Origin of the sequence: Arthrobacter sp. MAHUQ-56 (genome assembly GCF_019710585.1) — a bacterium.
Lineage (GTDB): Bacteria > Actinomycetota > Actinomycetes > Actinomycetales > Micrococcaceae > Arthrobacter.
In genome coordinates this window covers 279951-297794 of record NZ_JAIFZQ010000002.1, presented here as the reverse complement: position 1 = coordinate 297794, position 17844 = coordinate 279951, and the positions used below count along the sequence as shown (strand labels likewise).

General features: G+C 67.5%; 17 protein-coding genes. 13 read left to right on the top strand and 4 right to left on the bottom strand.

Annotated features, from left to right (window positions below; translation table 11 throughout):
* The first annotated feature begins 18 nt into the window (after nucleotides 1–18).
* From glyA to purU, 7 genes are read left to right on the top strand one after another with little or no spacing between them, the layout of a single operon-like run.
* Complete coding sequence (gene glyA, locus K4G53_RS01495) at nucleotides 19–1359, top strand: serine hydroxymethyltransferase (protein ID WP_221383717.1); 1341 nt, start codon at nucleotides 19–21, stop codon at nucleotides 1357–1359.
* Nucleotides 1356–2576 (top strand): sarcosine oxidase subunit beta family protein, encoded by a 1221-nt coding sequence (locus K4G53_RS01490; RefSeq protein WP_221383716.1) that lies wholly within the window; start codon nucleotides 1356–1358, stop codon nucleotides 2574–2576. The genes glyA and K4G53_RS01490 overlap by 4 nt, the downstream gene beginning before the upstream one ends.
* Before the next feature lie 30 nt (nucleotides 2577–2606).
* A complete protein-coding gene (locus K4G53_RS01485; protein ID WP_221383715.1) occupies nucleotides 2607–3011 on the top strand; it encodes a sarcosine oxidase subunit delta in 405 nt (134 codons plus the stop codon).
* Nucleotides 3008–5950 (top strand): sarcosine oxidase subunit alpha family protein, encoded by a 2943-nt coding sequence (locus K4G53_RS01480; protein WP_221383714.1) that lies wholly within the window; start codon nucleotides 3008–3010, stop codon nucleotides 5948–5950. Before K4G53_RS01485 ends, K4G53_RS01480 begins: the two co-directional genes overlap by 4 nt.
* Nucleotides 5943–6593: a sarcosine oxidase subunit gamma gene (locus tag K4G53_RS01475; RefSeq protein WP_221383713.1), complete on the top strand. Its 651-nt coding sequence runs from the start codon at nucleotides 5943–5945 to the stop codon at nucleotides 6591–6593. The genes K4G53_RS01480 and K4G53_RS01475 overlap by 8 nt, the downstream gene beginning before the upstream one ends.
* Nucleotides 6593–7966, top strand: coding sequence for an L-serine ammonia-lyase (locus tag K4G53_RS01470; protein ID WP_221383712.1), 1374 nt, complete (start codon nucleotides 6593–6595; stop codon nucleotides 7964–7966). The genes K4G53_RS01475 and K4G53_RS01470 overlap by 1 nt, the downstream gene beginning before the upstream one ends.
* Before the next feature lie 4 nt (nucleotides 7967–7970).
* Nucleotides 7971–8867, top strand: coding sequence for a formyltetrahydrofolate deformylase (purU, locus tag K4G53_RS01465; protein ID WP_221383711.1), 897 nt, complete (start codon nucleotides 7971–7973; stop codon nucleotides 8865–8867).
* A gap of 80 nt (nucleotides 8868–8947) precedes the next feature.
* Here the strand turns inward: purU and K4G53_RS01460 are convergent, their stop codons facing one another.
* The gene (locus K4G53_RS01460) at nucleotides 8948–9553 is read right to left on the bottom strand and encodes a TetR/AcrR family transcriptional regulator (protein ID WP_221383710.1); all 606 of its coding nucleotides are present in this window, start codon (nucleotides 9551–9553) and stop codon (nucleotides 8948–8950) included.
* Nucleotides 9554–9711: 158 nt separating this feature from the next.
* Here K4G53_RS01460 and K4G53_RS01455 point away from each other — a divergent pair, with 158 nt between their 5' ends.
* The 3 genes from K4G53_RS01455 to K4G53_RS01445 all read left to right on the top strand — a co-directional run bounded on the left by K4G53_RS01455 (nucleotide 9712) and on the right by K4G53_RS01445 (nucleotide 13022).
* A complete protein-coding gene (locus K4G53_RS01455) occupies nucleotides 9712–10056 on the top strand; it encodes a cupin domain-containing protein (protein ID WP_221383709.1) in 345 nt (114 codons plus the stop codon).
* Between the two features lie 32 nt (nucleotides 10057–10088).
* Complete coding sequence (locus K4G53_RS01450; RefSeq protein ID WP_221383708.1) at nucleotides 10089–11444, top strand: NAD(P)/FAD-dependent oxidoreductase; 1356 nt, start codon at nucleotides 10089–10091, stop codon at nucleotides 11442–11444.
* A 102-nt stretch (nucleotides 11445–11546) separates the two neighbouring features.
* Nucleotides 11547–13022 (top strand): APC family permease, encoded by a 1476-nt coding sequence (locus K4G53_RS01445; RefSeq protein ID WP_221383707.1) that lies wholly within the window; start codon nucleotides 11547–11549, stop codon nucleotides 13020–13022.
* Here the strand turns inward: K4G53_RS01445 and K4G53_RS01440 are convergent.
* The gene (locus tag K4G53_RS01440) at nucleotides 13015–13659 is read right to left on the bottom strand and encodes an AmiS/UreI family transporter (protein WP_221383706.1); all 645 of its coding nucleotides are present in this window, start codon (nucleotides 13657–13659) and stop codon (nucleotides 13015–13017) included. The genes K4G53_RS01445 and K4G53_RS01440 overlap by 8 nt on opposite strands.
* 205 nt (nucleotides 13660–13864) lie before the next feature.
* On the opposite strand from K4G53_RS01440, the gene gdhA reads away from it, so the two are divergent.
* Nucleotides 13865–15202, top strand: coding sequence for an NADP-specific glutamate dehydrogenase (gene gdhA / locus K4G53_RS01435; RefSeq protein ID WP_221383705.1), 1338 nt, complete (start codon nucleotides 13865–13867; stop codon nucleotides 15200–15202).
* A gap of 81 nt (nucleotides 15203–15283) precedes the next feature.
* On the opposite strand, the gene K4G53_RS01430 is transcribed toward gdhA, so the two are convergent.
* Nucleotides 15284–16258 (bottom strand): helix-turn-helix domain-containing protein, encoded by a 975-nt coding sequence (locus K4G53_RS01430; RefSeq protein ID WP_221383704.1) that lies wholly within the window; start codon nucleotides 16256–16258, stop codon nucleotides 15284–15286.
* 162 nt (nucleotides 16259–16420) lie between these two features.
* Here K4G53_RS01430 and K4G53_RS01425 point away from each other — a divergent pair, with 162 nt between their 5' ends.
* Nucleotides 16421–17095, top strand: a complete 675-nt coding sequence (locus K4G53_RS01425; protein ID WP_221383703.1) for a DUF1345 domain-containing protein — start codon at nucleotides 16421–16423, stop codon at nucleotides 17093–17095.
* A 23-nt stretch (nucleotides 17096–17118) separates the two neighbouring features.
* The gene (locus K4G53_RS01420) at nucleotides 17119–17556 is read left to right on the top strand and encodes a DUF1003 domain-containing protein (protein WP_221383702.1); all 438 of its coding nucleotides are present in this window, start codon (nucleotides 17119–17121) and stop codon (nucleotides 17554–17556) included.
* 54 nt (nucleotides 17557–17610) lie between these two features.
* Here the strand turns inward: K4G53_RS01420 and K4G53_RS01415 are convergent, their stop codons facing one another.
* The gene (locus tag K4G53_RS01415) at nucleotides 17611–17787 is read right to left on the bottom strand and encodes a CsbD family protein (protein WP_221383701.1); all 177 of its coding nucleotides are present in this window, start codon (nucleotides 17785–17787) and stop codon (nucleotides 17611–17613) included.
* Between the last annotated feature and the right edge of the window lie 57 nt (nucleotides 17788–17844).

Genomic DNA, 17844 nt, shown 5'->3' with positions numbered 1-17844 from the left:
GGGCTTTGAAGGAGAACAATGCAGGACGTACTGAACGCCTCGCTCGCCACGGTGGACGCCGACGTCGCCGCCGCCGTTGCACAGGAACTGCACCGCCAGCAGTCCACGCTGGAAATGATTGCCTCGGAGAACTTCGCTCCGTCGGCAGTGATGGAGGCCCAGGGCTCGGTCCTGACCAACAAGTACGCCGAGGGCTACCCGGGCAAGCGCTACTACGGCGGCTGCGAGCATGTGGACGTCATCGAACAGCTGGCCATCGACCGCGTGAAGGCCCTCTTCGGCGCCGAATTCGCCAACGTCCAGCCGCACTCCGGCGCGCAGGCCAACGCCGCCGCCATGTTCGCCCTGCTGAACCCGGGCGACACCATCCTGGGCCTGTCCCTGGCCCACGGCGGCCACCTCACCCACGGCATGAAGATCAACTTCTCCGGCAAGCTCTACAACGTGGTCCCGTACCACGTCCGCGAGGAGGACCTCCGCATCGACATGGCAGAGGTGGAAGCCCTGGCCCTGGAGCACAAGCCCAAGCTGATCGTGGCCGGCTGGTCGGCCTACTCCCGCCAGCTGGACTTCGCCGAGTTCCGCCGCATCGCCGACCTCGTGGGCGCCTACCTGATGGTGGACATGGCCCACTTCGCCGGCCTCGTTGCAGCCGGCCTGCACCCCAACCCCGTCCCCTACGCCGACGTGGTCACCACCACCACCCACAAAACCCTCGGCGGCCCCCGTGGCGGCGTGATCCTGGCGAAGGAGGAATACGCCAAGAAGATCAACAGCGCCGTGTTCCCCGGCCAGCAGGGCGGGCCGCTGGAGCACGTGGTCGCCGCCAAGGCCGTGGCGTTCAAGCTCGCCGCCGCCCCCGAATTCAAGGAACGCCAGGAGCGTGTCCTGCAGGGTGCGCAGCTGCTGGCTGAGCGGCTCCTGCAGGACGACGTCCAGGCCGCCGGCATCTCCGTGGTCAACGGCGGCACCGATGTCCACCTGGTCCTGGTTGACCTGCGCAACTCCGAACTCGACGGCCAGCAGGGCGAGGACGCCCTGCACAAGATCGGCATCACGGTCAACCGCAACGCCGTCCCGTTCGATCCCCGCCCGCCGATGGTTTCCTCGGGCCTGCGGATCGGCACCCCCGCCCTGGCCGCCCGCGGCTTCGGTGCCGCCGAGTTCACCGAGGTCGCGGACATCATCGCGACGGCGCTCATTGCCTCGGCGTCCACCGGCACACTGCCCGGGGACACCGCCGTCGAACTCCGCGCACGCGTGACGGCCCTGGCCGAAAAGTTCCCCCTCTACCCGCACCTCACCGCCGATGCCAGCCTGGCCGAAGCCGAGGCAGACCTGATTGGAGCAGCCCAGTGAGCGCAGACCTCCTCCCCGAGCACCCGGATTTCCTCTGGCGCAACCCGGAACCCAAGTCCTCCTACGACGCCGTGATCGTCGGCGGCGGCGGGCACGGCCTGGCCACGGCCTACTTCCTGGCCAAGAACCACGGGATGACCAACATCGCCATCCTGGAAAAGGGCTGGCTCGCCGGGGGCAACATGGCCCGCAACACCACCATCATCCGCTCCAACTACCTCTGGGACGAGAGCGCAGCCATCTACGAGCACGCCCTGAAGCTGTGGGAGATCCTGCCCGAGGAACTCGAATACGACTTCCTGTTCAGCCAGCGCGGCGTGATGAACCTGGCCCACACCCTGGGCGACGTCCGCGAAAGCATCCGCCGCGTGGGCGCCAACAAGCTCAACGGCGTGGACGCCGAATGGCTGGACCCCCAGCAGGTCAAGGAACTCTGCCCCATCCTCAACATCCGCGACGACATCCGCTACCCGGTCATGGGCGCCACCTACCAGCCCCGCGCCGGCATCGCCAAGCACGACCACGTGGCGTGGGCCTTCGCCCGCAAGTGCGACGAAATGGGCGTGGACATCATCCAGAACTGCGAGGTGACCGGCTTCCTCAAGGACGGCAACCGCGTGGTGGGCGTGAAGACCAACCGCGGCACCATCCACACCGAAAAGGTGGGCCTGGCCGCCGCCGGCCACAGCTCGGTCCTGGCGGAGATGGCAGGCTTCCAGCTGCCCATCCAGTCCCACCCGCTGCAGGCACTGGTGTCCGAACTGCACGAGCCCGTCCACCCCACCGTGGTCATGTCCAACCACGTCCACGTCTACGTCTCGCAGGCGCACAAGGGCGAACTGGTCATGGGTGCCGGCGTGGACTCCTACAACGGCTACGGCCAGCGCGGCTCCTTCCACGTGATCGAGCAGCAGATGGCGGCCGCCGTCGAACTCTTCCCCATCTTTGCCCGGGCCCACGTGCTCCGGACCTGGGGCGGCATCGTGGACACCACCATGGACGCTTCGCCGATCGTGGGCACCACTCCGGTGGAGAACATGTTCGTGAACTGCGGCTGGGGTACCGGCGGGTTCAAGGGCACGCCCGCCGCCGGTATGACCTTCGCGCACACCATCGCCACCGGCGCCCCGCACAAGCTGAACGAGCCGTTCTCGCTGGAACGCTTCGAAACCGGCGCCCTCATCGACGAACACGGCGCCGCCGCCGTGGCCCACTAGCCGCCCGCCACCAGAAAAGGACTAACGCACATGCTGCTGATCCCATGCCCCAACTGCGGCCCGCGGGACGAAACCGAATTCCACTACGGCGGACAGGCCCACGTCCCCTACCCGGAGAACCCGAACGAGCTGAGCGACACGGAGTGGTCCCGCTACCTCTTCTACCGCGAGAACCCCAAGGGCATCTTCGCCGAGCGCTGGGTCCACAGCACCGGCTGCCGCCAGTGGTTCAACATGCTCCGCGACACCGTCAGCTACGACATCCAGGCCATCTACCCGATGGGGACGCCGCGGCCCGACAGTTCCTCCAGGGCCACGCCCGCAACCGGAACCGCCAGCACGGCTCCTGACAGCACCACCACGGGAACCGCTGGACCCAGCACTTCCACCACAAGCACCTTGACCACCACCGCCCCGGAAGGAGCGACCAAGTGACTTCCCAGAACGCCCGCCTGGCTACCGGCGGCCGCATCGACCGCACCATTTCCTGGCGCTTCACGGTGGACGGCGAGGAATTCACCGGCCACCCCGGTGACACGCTGGCCTCGGCCCTGCTCGCCAACGGCCACATCGCCGCCGGCAACTCGCTCTACGAGGACCGCGCCCGCGGCATCATGTCCGCCGGTGTGGAAGAAGCCAACGCCCTGGTCCGCGTGGAAGCCCGCTTCCCCGGCCATGTCGCCGAATCCATGCTCCCGTCCACCACCGTCTCGCTCGTGGACGGCCTGAAGGCCACCCAGCTCAACGGCCTGGGCAAGCTCGACCCCGCCGACGACCGCGCCGAGTACGACAAGAAGTACGTCCACACCGACGTCCTGGTGATCGGCGGTGGCCCCGCAGGCCTCGCCGCAGCCCGCGAAGCCGTCCGCACCGGCGCCCGCGTCATGCTCCTGGACGACCAGCCCGAACTCGGCGGCTCCCTGCTTTCCGGTTCCACGGCTCCCGGCCTGGCCGAGACCATCGAGGGCAAGCCCGCCCTCGAGTGGGTCGCCGATGTCGAAGCCGAGCTGGTGTCCGGCGCGGAATCCACCGTCTTGAACCGCACCACCGCGTTCGGCGCCTACGACGCCAACTACGTCATTGCCGTCCAGAACCGCACCGACCACCTCTCCAGCCCCGCAGCTCCCGGCGTCTCCCGCCAGCGGATTTGGCACATCCGTGCCAACCAGGTGGTGTTGGCGCCCGGCGCGCACGAGCGTCCCCTGGTGTTCGAGAACAACGACCGTCCGGGCATCATGCTCGCCTCGGCCGTACGCACCTACCTCAACCGGTACGCCGTGGCCGCGGGCAAGCGCGTGGTCATCAGCACCACCAACGACAGCGCCTACGCCGTCGCTGCAGACCTCGCCGCCGCCGGCGTCAAGGTCGCAGCCGTCGTGGACGCCCGTCCGCAGCTCACCGCCGTGGCGACCGCCGCCGTCGAATCCGGCCTCCGGGTGCTGATCGGCAGCGCGGTGGCCAACACCTCTGCAGGCAACGACGGCCGGCTGGACGGCGTCACCGTCCGCAGCATCAACGACGACGGCGAGCTCACCTCGGGCGTGGAGCAGATCGCCTGCGACCTGCTGGCAGTGTCCGGCGGCTGGAGCCCGCTGGTCCACCTGCACTCCCAGCGGCAGGGCAAGCTGCGCTGGGACGAGGACCTGGCCGCCTTCGTGCCCAGCACCGAAGTGCCCAGCCAGCAGACCATCGGCTCCGGCCGGGGTTCCTTCGCCACCGAAGACTGCCTCGCAGAGGGCATCTCCGCCGGCGCAAGGGCGGCCATCGCAGCCGGCTTCACTTCCGCCGTCGAGCCCTCAGCGCTGGCCGAACCGAAGGCTTCCGCACCCACCCGCCAGCTGTGGCTGGTGCCGGGCGAGAACGGGACCCCGGACGACTGGCACCACCACTTCGTCGACTTCCAGCGCGACCAGTCGGTAGCGGATGTGCTGCGCTCCACCGGCGCCGGCATGCGCTCCGTGGAGCACGTGAAGCGGTACACCTCCATCAGCACCGCCAACGACCAGGGCAAGACCTCCGGCGTCAACGCCATCGGCGTGATCGCCGCCGCCCTGCGGACGGCCGGCGAAGCGTCCCGGGGCATCGGCGACATCGGCACCACCACCTACCGCGCACCATTCACCCCGGTGGCCTTCGCGGCACTGGCCGGACGCCAGCGCGGCGAACTGTTCGACCCCGCGCGCATCACCTCGATCCACCCCTGGCACGTCGCCAAGGGCGCGCTGTTCGAGGACGTAGGACAGTGGAAGCGGCCCTGGTACTACCCCCAGGACGGGGAGGACATGGACGCTGCCGTGCTGCGCGAATGCGCCGCCGTCCGCGAGTCCGTGGGCTTCATGGACGCCACCACCCTCGGCAAGATCGAGATCCGCGGCAAGGACGCGGGCGAGTTCCTGAACCGGATGTACACCAACGCGTTCAAGAAGCTCGCCCCCGGCTCGGCACGCTACGGCGTCATGTGCAGCCCGGACGGCATGATCTTCGACGACGGCGTGACCCTCCGCCTGGACGACGAGACCTTCTTCATGACCACCACCACCGGCGGTGCCGCCAAGGTGCTGGACTGGCTGGAGGAATGGCTGCAGACCGAGTGGCCGGAACTGGACGTGAAGTGCACCTCGGTGACCGAGCAGTGGAGCACCATTGCCGTCGTCGGGCCCAAGTCCCGCGAGGTCATCGCCAAGGTGGCGCCGGAACTGGCAGCCAACGGCGGCCTGGACGCCGAAGCCTTCCCGTTCATGACCTTCCGCGAAACCACCCTCGCCTCCGGCGTGCGGGCCCGGATCTGCCGGATCTCGTTCTCCGGTGAACTCGCCTACGAAATCAACGTCCCGGCCTGGTACGGGCTCAACACCTGGGAAGCCGTGGCGGCTGCCGGTGCCGAATTCAACATCACCCCGTACGGCACCGAAACCATGCACGTGCTCCGCGCCGAGAAGGGCTACCCGATCGTAGGTCAGGACACCGACGGCACCGTCACCCCGCAGGACGCCGGCATGGAGTGGATCGTCTCCAAGGCCAAGGACTTCATCGGCAAGCGCTCCTACTCCCGGGTGGACGCGCAGCGGGAGGACCGCAAGCATCTGGTCAGCGTCCTCCCCGTGGACGGCACGCTCCGGCTGCCCGAAGGCACCCAGCTCGTGGAAAAGGGCCGCTCCACCAACCCGGCCTACGGTCCGGTGCCGATGGAAGGCTTCGTGACCTCCAGCTACCACAGTGCAGCGCTCGGCCGGTCGTTCGGCCTGGCCCTGATCAAGAACGGACGCAACCGCATCGGCGAAACGCTGGTGGCAGCCGCCGGCGACCAGCTGGTGGACGTGGTTGTGGCAGAGACAGTGCTTTTTGACCCCGAAGGGACCCGCAAAGATGGCTGAGACAGCAGCTTCCCCCGCCGCCGCAAAGACCCCGGCAGACAAGAACCTCGCAGCCCGCGTCAGCCCCGCCAGGCAGCTGGCGGAAGCATTCGCTGCAGGCTCCCTGGCCGGCGCCGTTGAGATCGCCGAAGTTCCCTTCCTGACCATGGTGGGGCTCCGGGCGGACGCAGGCTCGGACGCGGCAGCGCGGCTGGCCGGCGTCACCGGCGGCCTGCCCGCACAGTGCGGGGGCGTCGTCGGCAACGGCGACACGTCCGTCCTGTGGCTGGGCCCCTCCGAGTTCCTGGTGGTGGCACCCACCGAGGCCCACGAGTCCCTGGGCGGCGACCTCATCCAGGCGCTCCGGGATGCGCTCGGCGGCGACGCCGGCCAGGTGGTGGACCTCTCCGCCAACCGCACCACGTTCGAACTCACCGGCCCCCGGGCCCGCGCCGTCCTGGAAAAGGGCTGCTCGCTGGACCTGCACCCCCGGGTGTTCAAGGCCGGCACCGCTTTCTCCACGGAGATCGCGAACATCCCGGCCGTCCTGTGGAAGACCGGCGAAGAGAGCTTCCGGATCTTCCCCCGGGCATCCTTCGCCGAATTCCTGGGCCGGTGGCTGCTGGACGCCATGCGGGAGTACGCCTCGCCAGAGGTCCCCTGATGGCGCTCAGCGTCCTTGACCTGTTCTCTGTTGGCATCGGGCCCTCGTCGTCACACACGGTGGGCCCGATGCGGGCGGCCAAGCTCTTCGCCGACGGGCTGAAGGGCGACGGGCAGCTGGCCTCCACCGTGCGTGTCCAGTCGGAACTTTTCGGCTCCCTCGGCGCGACCGGACGCGGCCACGGCTCCGACAAGGCCGTGGTCCTGGGACTGCAGGGCCTGGAACCGGAAACCGTCAACACGTTCACGGCCGATGACCAGGTGGCCGCCGCCGCCCTGGACGCCGAGCTGCATATCGCAGGCACGCACCGGGTGGGCTTCAACTGGGAAGAGGACGTGGTGCTCCACCGCCGCAAGTCCCTTCCCGCGCACCCCAACGGCATGACCTTCCGGGCGTTCGACCACACCGGGGCCGTCCTGAGCGAGCGGAGCTTCTACTCGATCGGCGGCGGCTTCGTGGTGGACGGCGAGGCCCGGGGCGCGGACAAGGTCGTGGCCGACGACACCGAGCTGCCCTACGCCTTCTCCACGGCGGACGAACTCCTGCAGATCTGCAGCCGTGAAGGCATGTCCATCTCCGACGTCATGCTCGCCAACGAGTTGACCTGGCGCAGCGAGGCCGAACTCCGCGAGCAACTGCTGGGGCTGTGGGCGGTGATGAAGGAGTGCGTGCAGAACGGCTGCAACGCCGAAGGCATCCTGCCCGGCGGCCTGAAAGTGCCCAGGCGCGCGCCGGCTCTCTACAAAACCCTTTCCCAGGACTCCGCCGGCACCGACGCGCTCCATGCCATGGAATGGGTCAACCTCTTCGCGCTGGCCGTGAACGAGGAGAACGCGGCCGGCGGCCGGATCGTCACCGCCCCCACCAACGGGGCTGCCGGGATCGTGCCGGCCGTCCTGCACTACTACATGAAGTTCGTTCCGGGAGCCGACGACGACGGCGTGGTCCGCTTCCTGCTGGCGGCGGCCGCCGTCGGAATCCTCTTCAAAACGAACGCCTCCATCTCCGGCGCCGAAGTGGGCTGCCAGGGCGAGGTTGGTTCGGCCTGTTCGATGGCCGCTGCCGGGCTCTGCGAGGTGCTCGGCGGAACGCCCGCGCAGGTGGAGAACGCCGCGGAGGTGGGGATCGAGCACAACCTCGGCCTGACCTGCGATCCCGTGGGCGGGCTGGTGCAGATTCCCTGCATCGAGCGGAACGCGATCGCCAGCGTGAAGGCGATCAACGCGGCCCGGCTGGCCCTGCACGGGGACGGCAGCCACAAGGTCTCGCTGGACAAGGCCATCAAGACCATGCGCGACACCGGAGCCGACATGAAGACCAAGTACAAGGAAACCTCCCGAGGAGGCCTCGCCGTGAACGTGATCGAGTGCTGAAGCCATGACTGTTACTGAAACTGATACCCCTGCAGCGAAGGTGCCGACCACCGTGGAGCACGTCCTGACCCTGGACTGTCCGGAAGGGCCGGGCATTGTCCATGCCGTCTCCGGCTTCCTGCTGGAGCACGGTTGCGACATCATCGACAACAAGCAGTTCGGTGAGCGCACCGAGGGCCACTTCTTCATGCGCGTGCACTTCGTCTCCGAGGGGGACGAGTCCACGCTGGAGACGCTCCGTTCATCCTTCGCCCCCGTTGCCGGCAAGTTCGGCATGCGGTGGCAGCTGGAACGGCACGGCTCCAAGCGCCGCGTGCTGATCATGGTGTCCAAGTTCGGGCACTGCCTCAACGACCTGCTCTTCCGGGCCCGGATCGGGGAGTTGCCGGTGGACGTAGTGGCGGTGGTGTCCAACCACACGGACCACCAGGCCCTGGTGGAGTGGCACGGCATCCCCTTCCACCACATCCCGGTCACGGCGGCCACCAAGCCTGAGGCAGAGGCCAAACTGATGGAACTGGTGGATGGGCTGGACGTGGAGCTGGTGGTGCTGGCCCGCTACATGCAGGTGCTCAGTGACGACCTGACCCGGAAGCTGGACGGCCGGGCCATCAACATCCACCACTCCTTCCTGCCCAGCTTCAAGGGCGCCAAGCCCTACCACCAGGCGTATGCCCGTGGCGTCAAGACCGTGGGCGCCACCGCGCACTACGTCAACGCGGAGCTGGACGAGGGGCCCATCATCTCCCAGCAGGTGGTGGACGTGGACCACACCTACGGCCCCGAGGACCTGGTGGCGGCCGGCCGCGACACCGAATGCAAGGCCCTGTCCAACGCCGTGAAGTGGCACTGCGAAGGCCGGGTCATCCTGCAGGGCAACCGCACCGTGGTGCTCCGGTAGGGAACAAACTTCATATCACAGCGCGGCCGGTTGCCCTTGCGGGCAGCCGGCCGCGCTTTTGTTGTGCCTGCCAGCCGGGGCTATCCGGCCGCTGTGCTCCCGCTGCCCTCCCGCCGGAGGAGCACCACCTGATGCACTTCCTCCAGTGCGGCGGCGATCTCGTCCCGTCCCACCCCGGCAAGATACTGCAGGACCAGTCCGTCCAGTGCGGCGAACAGTGTGCGGGCAACCACCCGCACGTCTCCCTTGACGCCAAAGGCCTGCAGCCCCTCGGACAGGGCCTCCACGTAGCTCTCGTACAGCTGGGCCACCGGGCCGGCCAGTTCGGGCCGGCGGCGTGCCTCGAGGATCATCTCGTACTGGAATGCCTGAAGCCCGGGATCCTCAAGCAGCAGTTCCAGCCGCGCCTCGGTGAAAGTGCCTCCGTTCTCCGCCGCATCCCGCAGCCGTGAGGCGGCGATTGATTGCTCGGAGGACCATTGCAGTGCTGCGGCGATCAGGGAATCCCGCGTCCCGAAATGGTGCGCCACCAAGCTGTTGTTGACCCCGGCAGCCTCTGCGACGGCACGGAACGTGAGTCCCCGCAGACCCTTCTGCGCCACAACGTCCACCACGGCCCGCAGGAGCGCTTCCCTGCCTGTGCCGTATTTCGAGGAGGAAGCGCTGCGGGCGGCGGAAGGCGTCATGACGACGATTCTAGCCAGCGGAGATGCACCGGACCGGGCCTCTTGACTTAAACTAAGCAATTGCTTAGATGTCTTTCACGTCGTGATGCCGATCACAGGCCCGGCGCCATCATCATTCAATCCCGGCAGCCGCCGGCCCTTCCCACCTGGAGCCACCCATGGCAATGACGCCTCCCTTCACCACGTCCTCCTCCCTTGATCCGGCCAGGAATGAACCTTTTGAGCTTGGCCAGGTCCAGTGGGTCCGCCGCTTCGGGGAAGGAGACCGTCCCGCGTTGGCCTGCGGCTACTGGCACGTCAGTCCCGCCCAAGCGCCCGAGCCTTTCGACCTGCTGATCGAGGCCGATGAAACCATCCACATCATCGAAGGCCACCTTCGCGTCGAGGTGGACGGCGGGGACATCTACGACCTCACGGCCGGAGGCGCCGCGTCCTTCAACAAGGGCGCCCGCACCTGGTGGACCGTCCTCGCCCCCACCGTCGAATTCTTCGTCTACTCGTAGGGCACTGCCCGATGGAACAGGAAAACAGCGCCATGGAACAGGAAAACAGCGCCAGGGAGCAGAACCTTGACGTCGTCATCGTGGGCGCCGGATTCGCCGGCCTTACCGCTGCCCGTGAGCTCATCCGCCAGGGCCTGGCGGTCCGCATCGTCGAAGCCCGTGACCGGATCGGCGGCCGGACCTGGTTGGACCACCGGCTGGGCCGTGAGTTGGAGATCGGCGGTACATGGGTCCACTGGACGCAGCCGTATGTCTGGGCCGAGTTGAAGCGCTACGGCATTGGCACCGTGGCCAGCCCTGAGCCGGAACGCGCCTTCTGGTGGGCCGACGGCGGGCGTCGGGAAGGTGCGCCGGGAACCCTGCTGGATCTCATCGGCGAATTCAACGGGCAGTTCGTCAAGGAGTCGCGCGCCTTCTTCCCCCAGCCGTTCCGGCCTTTGGCCACCGATGCCTTCAAGGAAATCGACCATGTCTCCGTGCAGGACCGGATCCGGGATCAATTCCCGGCCGGGACGGCCCGCGACATCCTCGAATCGTTTTGGGCCCTGAACTTCAACGGTCCCCTCGAGGACGCGGCGCTGACCCAGGCCCTCCGTTGGGTGGCATTGACGAATGGCGACTGGGCCGTCAATTTCGAGGCATGTGCCACCTACAAGATCCACGGGGGAACCGCAGCGCTCGCGGAGGCCATGCTCAAGGACGCCGGTGCCGCCATTGACTTTGGTTTCACCGTGGCGGGCATAGCGGACGACGGCGGCACGGTCAGCGTCCGCGGCACCGACGGACGGAGGCTGAGCGCAAAGACAGCCATTGTCACCGTTCCCCTCCACGTCCTGGAGCGCGTCGCTTTCGAACCGCCGCTGCCGTCCGCCAAGGCTGAGGGGGCGCGGCGGGGCCAGGTCTCCAGGGGCGTCAAGGTGTGGATTCGGCTTCGCGGCCAGCACGCGCCCTTTGTTGCGCTGGGCCATGCGGACTGGCCGCTGAACTTCTTCCAAACCGAATACACGCTCGACGGCGACACCATCGTCGTCGGCTTCGGCCCGGACGCAACAAAAATCGACGCGTCGGACGCAGCGGCAGTGCAGGCGCAGTTGGCCCGGCTGCTGCCCGGGGTGGAGGTTGTGGACGTCGCAACGCACGACTGGGTGGCGGACCCGCTGGCGGGGGAGACCTGGCCGATGCACCGGACCGGGTTCCTTACCAACCATCTGGCCGCGCTGCAGTCAGCGCACGGCAACGTCCTCTTTGCCGGCTCAGACCTTGCCAACGGCTGGGGCGGATTCATCGACGGCGCCATTGAAAGCGGCATGGAAGCGGCCTTGGACGCCGCATCACTTCTCACCCCCGCCACCCGGGAAGCCGCGCCGCAACAATCTCCCCTGCGCTGACCGACAACAACTGCGCGCTGGTGGACAAAGCGCGCCGCCGCCCCGCTGCGAAGGTGGATTCACGGCAATTTTCCCCAACTCATGACCGTTAAGAAGGATCAAATGAGTATTTCGAATTCCGAGCCCCGGACCACTGACGCTCCGGCCAAGGAGCATTCAACCGCCCTCCGCGCCGGCAGCGTCGGCGTGCTGGGCATCCTCTTCTTCGTCCTCTCGGCCCAGGCGCCCCTGACGGGGATTGTGGGCGCCTCGCCGCTGGCGGCAGCGCTCGGCAACGGGGCCGGTGCGCCCGGCGCCTACCTGATCGTGGGCGTGGTCATTGCGATCTTCGCCGTGGGTTTTGTGGCCATGAGCCGCAGGATCCAGGCCAACGGTGCCTTCTATGCCTACGTCACGGCGGCGTTCGGCAGGAAGACCGGCGCGGGCGCCGCGTGGCTGGCGCTGCTCGCCTACAACACGGTCCAGGCCGCCATGTACGGACTGTATGGAGCAGCATTTTCCGGGCTGCTGGCATCCGCCGGCCTGGAGGTGCCGTGGTGGCTCCTTGCCCTTGCCACCATGGCAGGCGTCCAGGTGCTCGGCTCGCTGAACATCGAACTCGGTGCCCGCGTCCTGGCCCTGCTGGTGGGACTCGAGGTGGCCATCCTGCTGCTGTTCGGTTTCACCGTCCTGTTCAGCGGCGGCGGTCCCGAGGGCATCAGCGTTGCCGGCTCCTTCTCGCCGGAGGCCATCGGCGCCGGCGCGCCCGGGGTTGCCATCATGTTTGCCGTGGCCTCGATGTTCGGGTTCGAATCCACCGCCATCTATTCCGCCGAAGCGAAGGACCCGCAGCGGACGGTGGCCCGCGCCACCTACCTCTCCGTCGGCGTGATTTCCGTCTTCTTTGCCTTCATCTCCTGGATGCTGGTCAGCTACTACGGCCCGTCCCAGGTGATGGGTGCCGCCGGCGCAGCCCTCGAATCGGGCGACGCCACCTCGTTCGTGATCGGACCCCTGGTGGAACTGTTCGGACCCTGGGCCGGCGTCGTGGCGGGCATCCTGCTGGTCACGTCACTGCTGGCGGGCATCATCGCGTTCCATAACGGCATCAACCGCTACCTGCACTCCCTGGCCCTGCAGGGTTCCATGCCCGCCGTCCTGGCCCGGACCAACCGGCACCGCGCACCCGCCGTGGCCGCCTGGATCCAGTCCGCTGCCGCCGTCGTACTGGTGCTTCCTTTTGCCATCCTTGCCCTGGACCCGGTCCTGACACTCTTTTCCTGGTTCAGCGGGCTCGCCGTGGCGGCACTGCTGGTGCTGTACATGCTGTGCTCGGCGGCCGTGGTCAGCTTCTTCCGCCGCGAACGTGCCGGCGCCCAGCTCTGGCAGACCAGGATTGCACCCGTAATGGCGGCGGCGCTCCTCGCGTGGGTCCTGTTCCTGGTGGTCAGCAACTTCACCGCCCTGATCGGCGGCAGCGCGGAGACGGCCACCGCCCTGCTGGCAGCCGTGCCGGTGGTCTTCGTGGCCGGTGTGCTGGTGGAGTCCGGGGTCGAGCGCCGGCACCATGCCGCCGCCCTGGGCCACGTGCTCAGCTAGGCGTGACTGCTTCCCCTGCCCCCGGCAGGGCCGGACTGGCCCGGCGCGGAACACCACCTCCGCGCCGGGCCAGCGCGCGTGCTGCCAGGAACATGCCCGCCAGTAACACGGCAGCCAGCCCTGCCGCCTCCACCGCGCGGGGCCAGATTCCAGCGAGCCCCAGGAACGCCGGAACGGTCGCGGTGACCGGGCTGGCGAGGACCACCGCCCAGCCGGTGAAGGGCTCCAGGCGGTGGACGCCAAGGGCCATGGACGCGAAGAGCAGCGCCCACAGGACCGACCAGCCCACCCACAGCATGGCGAGCAGCGGGTCGGTTGCGGACCAGGCCCCTGCGAGCAGCAGCCCGAACAGCGCCACCATCCCGCAGAACCAGCCGAGGCCCCGGGAGCCCAGCCCCAGCAGGACGTCCAGCCCGGCATAGAGGTACGTCAGTCCGAACAGGAACATGCCGGCGGCGGTGAGCAGTGCGGCCGTGGCGGCAGTGCCGGAGGAGAGATGGACGACGCCGAGCACCAGTTGGGTGCCGCCGACCACAAGGCTGCACACGGCGGCGTCGCGGCGGGGGAGGCGCCCCAGGGTGGCGAGCCCGTTGACCAGCAGCGCGGCGCCGGAGAGCAAAAGGCAGATGTAGGCCATCAGCGGGTCCTCTGCCGGGCCGGGCAACCAACACGGGTTCTCGCGAGGTGGAATTTCTCTGTCATAATACGGATATTAGCGGGATAGCGACGGCCGTACTTATTGCTGGCCGGTCGTAATCCGATAGGTTGAAGAGTAAACCAATCGGGGCAACGGGGCCTTTGCGGCGCCTGCCCCTGGTCCAGCCCAGAGGTAAGGAACAGTTATGGACGCGCGGCTCGAAGCCATCAGGGATACGGTCCTCGCACGGAACCCCGGTGAGGCAGAGTTCCACCAGGCAGTGGTGGAGGTCTTCGAAAGCCTGGGACCCGTCCATGACCGGCACCCCGAATTCCTGGAGGCCGCCATACTCGAGCGGCTCTGCGAGCCTGAGCGCCAGATCATTTTCCGGGTCCCGTGGACCGACGACGCCGGCCGCGTCCAGATCAACCGCGGCTTCCGCGTGGAGTTCAACTCCGCACTGGGGCCCTACAAGGGTGGCCTGCGCTTCCACCCCTCCGTCTATCTGGGCATCGTCAAGTTCCTCGGCTTCGAGCAGATCTTCAAGAACGCCCTCACCGGCATGCCCATCGGCGGCGGCAAGGGTGGCTCCGACTTCGACCCCCGCGGCCGCAGCGACGCCGATGTGATGCGGTTCTGCCAGTCCTTCATGACTGAGCTGTACCGGCACATCGGCGAATACACCGACGTGCCGGCGGGGGACATCGGTGTGGGCGGCCGCGAAATCGGCTACCTCTTCGGCCAGTACAAGCGCATCACCAACCGGTACGAATCCGGGGTGCTGACGGGCAAGGGCATCTCTTGGGGCGGATCGCTGGTCCGTCCCGAGGCCACCGGCTTTGGCGCCGTCATCTTCACCGAGGAAATGCTGAAAACGCGCGGCGCCTCCTTCGACGGCCGGCGCGTCGTTGTTTCCGGCTCCGGCAACGTAGCCATCAATGCCATCGCCAAGGCGCAAACCCTTGGCGCCACGGTGGTGGCGTGCTCCGACTCGTCAGGCTACGTGGTGGATGAAGCAGGGATCGACGTCGGGCTCCTCCGGGAGGTGAAGGAAGTGGAGCGGGGCCGCCTGAAGGACTATGCCGAGCGGCGTGCCGGTGTCGCCTACGTGGACGGCGGTTCCGTATGGGACGTCGACGCGGCCGTTGCGTTGCCGTGCGCCACGCAGAACGAGCTCGACGGCGATGCTGCCGCCAGGTTGGTGCGCAACGGCCTGCTCGCGGTCGGCGAAGGGGCGAACATGCCCGCCACCCGGGACGCCGTGGCCGTGTTCCAGGAGGCGGGCGTGCTGTTCGGGCCCGGCAAGGCAGCCAACGCCGGCGGAGTGGCCACCTCCGCACTGGAGATGCAGCAGAACGCCAGCCGCGATTCATGGTCCTTCGAGCACACGGAGGAACGGCTCACCGACATTATGGTGGGGATCCACCGCCGCTGTGCTGCCACCGCCGAGGAGTACGGCGAGCCGGGCAACTATGTCCTGGGGGCGAACATTGGCGGGTTCGTGAAGGTGGCAGATGCCATGCTGGCGCAGGGCCTGATCTGACAGCGCTTGGTCTGACAGGGCCTGATCTGACAGGGCTTGGTCTGGCGGGACCGGTCCGTGTCACCGGCTGTCCGGCCCGGGTCAGGCGCCCCGGCGCCATTCGCTCGGTGATACGCCGAAGGCGTCCCGGAAGGTGCGGCTGAAGTGCGCTGCGTCCAGGATTCCCCAGCGGGCTGCTACCGCACCCACGGACTTTCCGGCGTGCAGGGGGTCCCGGAGTTCCCGGCGGGCGCCCTCCAGCCGCTGGGTCCGGATCCAGCTGGCCACCGTGCTCCCGGATTCGTGGAAGACGTTGTGGAGGTGGCGCGTGGAGATGAAGTGGGCCGCGGCGATGCCGGCTGGCGAGAGCAGGGGATCGGAGAGGTTGGCTTCAATGTATTCGCGGATGGAGACGGCCAGCAGCGCCTGGGGCTTCATCCGGTCAGGGCTGATGTCCATTTCCGCATGCAGCATGGTGGACACCAGGTCCAGGGCATTGGCTGCCAGCCGGGAGCCGCTGGGGCCCTTCAGGATGTCCAGGTCTCCGGACAGCTGCCGGATGAACTGGCCGACGATTCCGCTCAGGCCCCCGCTTCCGGCCATGCGCACTGCCGCGAGTTGGCCCACGTACTCGGTGGGCAGGGAAAGCGCCTCGCAGGGGAACATGAGCACCATGATCCGGGTGCTGTCCTCGAACGCGAGGGTGTAGGGCCGGCTGGTGTCGTAGATGGCGAGATCGCCGGGCCGGAGGACGGCCTCCCGATTGTCCTGGATGAGCAGCCCGGTCCCCTCCAGTTGCAGGTTCAGCTTGAAATAGCGCTCGTGGGCCTGGGCGATGAGCGCCGGCGTGCGGTGGACTTCGTGCGAGGTGGCGGTGACTTCCACGATGGACATCCGGTCCAGCACCCGGGCGCGCATCCGGCCCCGGAACCCGTCCACGTCCTCCGTCCGCGCAGCAAGGGGCACAAACGACTCGGCCACCAGGTGCTTCCAGTGGTCAAAGGACGCAGCAATGCTGGTGGTGAGTTCCTGCGTGGTGTGCGGGGCCGTTGCCCCGGATAAGACTGATGCTGCCATCGATGTTCCTCGCGCTGGGTTGCCACGTGACGTTCCCCCGACTGTGTCCCCGGACACAGTCCATTCAGGGTAGGACGCCGGCGGTCTTTTTTCAACACTTGGCGAAAAAAGAATTCGTCTTCCTCCCAGCCAAGCCCAAGCTTGCCGTGCCATGCTCCGCCAATGAACCCCAGCGCGGCCTCCGAAGACCGCCGCCACGACTTTGACTCCCGCACGCACCGTTCCATCCTGCGGTTGCTGGTGATGCTCGGTGTCGGCCTGCTGGCCGCGGCGCTGGTGGGCACCCTTGGCAACTGGGTTTATGCGCCCGCCGCCGGCTGGGCCGCCGCCTCGGCCACCTACCTGGTCTGGGTGTGGAGCGTTATTGCCCCGCTTGATCCGGCGGCAACCGCGGCGCATGCACGGCGGGAAGACCCTGGCCGGGTATTCTCGGATGTCCTTGTCCTCACCGCCACGGTGGCCAGCTTCGCCGGAGTCGCGCTGATCCTGGGTGAGGCGTCCGGCGCCCAGGGGTCCAGGAAGGACGTCATTGTTGCGATGGCCCTGGGCAGTATTGCCCTGTCCTGGTTCCTGGTCCACACGCTCTTCACCCTGCGCTACGCCGCCATCTACTACCGGGACCGGACAGGCGTGGATTTCAACGAGGACGCGCCTCCGCGCTACGCCGATTTCGCCTACCTGGCCTTCACGGTGGGCATGACGTTCCAAGTCTCGGACACCGACCTCAAAACCAGGGCAATCCGCGGAACGGTCCTGCGGCAGGCCCTGCTGTCGTATCTGCTGGGCGCGATCGTCCTGGCCACCACCATCAACCTGGTTTCGGGACTGATCCACTAACCTCCAGGACTTATTCTGGGCCCATGGCGGAGATCAAAGTTAACTGGCACCACCGGCACAAGGCCGGGCTCAGCGCGGGCGACCGGGCGGCGGACACGTTGCGGAACGGGATGGGCAGCTGGCCGTTCGTGGGCATCTTTGTGGGCTTTATGGGGTTGTGGGCGGCGGTGAATTCCTTCGTCCTGGCCGCAAACGCGTGGGACCCCTACCCGTACATCCTGCTGAACCTCTTCCTGTCCATGCTGGCAGGCCTGCAGGGCGCCATCCTGCTTATCGCCGCCAAGCGGCAGGACGCGATTGCGTCGGCAATGGCGCAACACGACTACGAAACGGATGTGCGGGCCGCTGCCCACATCGAAATGCTGATGAACATCAACGCAGAGCAGCTGCAGCTGCTGCAGGAATTGCGTGCCACGGTGAAACGCCGCGGCCCCGAAGAAGCAACCGACAACCACCCCTGAACACGCCGATGGGCGCAGCCCCCACGGGGTCTGCGCCCATCAAGCGTTGGCCAATCAGTCGCGCTTGAACGCGTCCTTGACCTTTTCGCCAGCCTGCTTCAGGTCCGCTTTGGACTGGTCGGTCTGACCCTCGGCCCTCAGGCTCTCGTCGCCCGATGCCGCACCGGCGGCTTCCTTGCCCTTGCCGCCGAGCTTCTCTGCGGTGTTTTCGATCTTGTCATCCAAACCCATGGAGCTGCTCCTTGTAGTGGTGCTCTCCCTGGCCAAAGCCAGAGCCTGACCCCTCCA